The sequence below is a fragment of the Vibrio mimicus CAIM 602 genome, assembly GCF_000338875.1.
Taxonomy (GTDB): Bacteria; Pseudomonadota; Gammaproteobacteria; order Enterobacterales; family Vibrionaceae; genus Vibrio; species Vibrio mimicus.
This window is the reverse complement of the sequence record NZ_AOMO01000101.1, coordinates 1-1,169: the sequence shown is the minus strand read 5'-3', so window position 1 is coordinate 1,169 and position 1,169 is coordinate 1. Positions and strand designations below refer to the sequence as shown.

Annotated in this window: 3 protein-coding genes; all 3 read left to right on the top strand. The window is 42.3% G+C overall.

Annotated elements, in window-relative coordinates; translation table 11 throughout:
• Window positions 1-276, top strand: a 276-nt coding sequence (locus tag D908_RS22850) for a hypothetical protein (protein WP_338131529.1), incomplete at its 5' end; no start/stop codon positions are given.
• A gap of 171 nt (window positions 277-447) precedes the next feature.
• The gene (locus tag D908_RS00215; RefSeq protein WP_005527937.1) at window positions 448-807 is read left to right on the top strand and encodes a VOC family protein; all 360 of its coding nucleotides are present in this window, start codon (window positions 448-450) and stop codon (window positions 805-807) included.
• A gap of 134 nt (window positions 808-941) precedes the next feature.
• Window positions 942-1,169: hypothetical protein (locus D908_RS21715; RefSeq protein ID WP_005527935.1), on the top strand; the 228-nt coding region annotated here is incomplete at its 3' end.

The window sequence follows — 1,169 nt, the reverse complement described above, 5'->3', positions numbered from 1 at the left end:
AGTTTTTCGGCAAGTCGGCTCCAGTGGGCGCTGTTTTTCGGACACTTATTCTTTGGCGCTAAAAACTCTGAGAATTGCCTCAATCAATTCTCGGGCAAGCGCGAGGTTAGGGCGGTTGGCTCAATCAGAAATCCATTTCTAGGTTTTCAAACTTCAAACCAGATTTGCCAAAATTCCGAGCCTGATTATCAAAACTATGATTCATTTCGGTTTTCTACGTTTTGGCTTTTGTTTGTAAATCAAAGTCGAGTTAATCTTGGTTCTGGTCAAACGTAACCCATTGAAGCTTAAGCATAACAAGGCGTTCAAGAGGGATTCATGCCGCGTGGCATTTTTGGTATGCGGCGAGTTTTGGTGGTGAAAGTGGTCTGCGGAAGGTTGGTTTATGCGGCATTCACCCCTTAACGCAGCGTTATGCGCTAATTGGAAAAATGACAGGAGTTAACAATGAATCAGCATGAAAAGCTCAATTATGTAGAATTTGCAGCGAAAGACTTGGAGTCAACGAAGGCATTTTTTTCAAAGGTTTTTGGCTGGAGCTTTGTTGACTATGGGCCTGAATACGCAGCTTTTTCAAATGAAGGTTTAGATGGTGGTTTTTTCAAATCTGAGCGTTCTAGTCGTACTGAAAATGGTGGCGCACTCTTAGTTTTCTATAGTTCAGATATTGAAAGCACATTGGATAAAGTTGTGAAAAATGGCGGCGATATCATCCGTCCAATCTTTGAATTTCCTGGTGGTTGTCGTTTTCATTTTTTAGAGCCAAGTGGCAATGAATTTGCTGTTTGGTCTGAAGCACGCGCATAACAAGGCGTTCAAGTGGGATTCACGCCGCGTGGCATTTTTGGTATGCGGTTAGTTTTGGTGGTGAAAGTGGTCTGCGGAAAGCTGGTTTATGCGGCATTCACCCCTTAACGCGGCGTTATGTGAATGGAGGTACAATGCGATTATTTCATTTAACTTTAGCTTGGTTGTTATCGGGTGTATCACTTAATGCAATTGCCCAGTCTAAGGTTGTAAACGAAGTCGAGAGTGAAGCACCCAGTCAAATATCTATTTGGGCGCAACACGTACATGACGCCATTCAAAACAACTTGGTGCTTGAAGATAATTTCAAAGGGCAACAAGTTAGATATCAAGTAAGTATCGATATATTGGGTAATGTTACT